Here is a 1,010-nt window from a genome sequence, read left to right as displayed (position 1 = left end):
TACCCAGCGCAATCAGGACCGCGGCGGTGGTTGCCATGGCACCGGCGCGGCGCGGTCGGCGTGAGAACAGGCCGCCCATCCAGAATACCGCCAGCGTATCGAGCAGCATCAGCACCAGGGCGGCCGCGACCAGCGCGCCCTTCAAATTGCGCGATTCGTCAAAGGCATACTGGATCGAGGTGACGGGAACAGTGATTTGCGGGCGCGCCAGCGGGGCCAGCGTGCTGTCGGCTTCAAGCAGATTATGGGCAAACACACCCGTCTCGGAACCATAAAGGCCGGGCGGGTTTTCAAAAGTCACCGGCAGCGCGCCGGTGCCCGGTACAAGCGGCCGTGCATCCGGCGTCGGCGGCACCAGCGAGCCGTCGGCTGCAATCATGCGATAGGGCGCCAGCGACGCCGCAGCGGCTTCGGCATTGGCGATGGCCGCGCCCTGGTTGCGCGACAGCTGCACGATGCGGCGCAGCATCTCGACGAAGCTGCCGGAGATCGGCAGGTTCGACCAGGTTGCCTCAGGGGTGACGTGGAACAGCACCAGCGTGCCCTTGCCTTTCTTCAATCCGGTGACCAGCGGCGTGCCGTCGGCAAGGGCCGCCCAGGTGCGCTCGACGATATCGGGTGTCGGCTCGGCCAGCACCTGTCTGCTGACAGTGACCTCGGTCGGCGGCGCCAGATCGGCGAACGGGCCGGCCTTGGGGAATTCGGTGACAGGCTGCGGCGACGTCCATGACAGCGCGCCGCCGAGCGAACGCTCGCCGGTGCGCAGGCGGACCGGCAGCAAATCGTCGTCATCGCCTGCGGTGGCCAGCCGCGAACCGGCGAAACGCACCAGCGTGCCGCCATTGTCGACCCAATCGACAAGTCTCTGCCGGACCTGTCCGGGAATGGTGCCGATATCGGCCATGACAATCATCGCGGGCTTCTGGTCGAGGATCTGCGGGATGGCGTCGGCGAGGTCGGCGCTGGAGGGTTCGACCAGATCGGCGAAGGGCTGCAGCGCCCGCCTGATG

The 1,010-nt window shown here is 67.3% G+C and carries 1 pseudogene; it reads right to left on the bottom strand.

The window, feature by feature from the left end:
- Positions 1-1,010 (bottom strand): annotated as a pseudogene (locus EN914_RS36465) (RNA-binding protein); the annotation flags it as partial.

This window comes from Mesorhizobium sp. M7A.F.Ca.CA.001.08.2.1 (genome assembly GCF_003998455.1).
In the GTDB taxonomy this organism is placed as follows: Bacteria; Pseudomonadota; Alphaproteobacteria; order Rhizobiales; family Rhizobiaceae; genus Mesorhizobium; species Mesorhizobium ciceri.
Note: the sequence above shows the minus strand (reverse complement) of the source record. Positions and strands in the feature narration are given on the sequence as shown.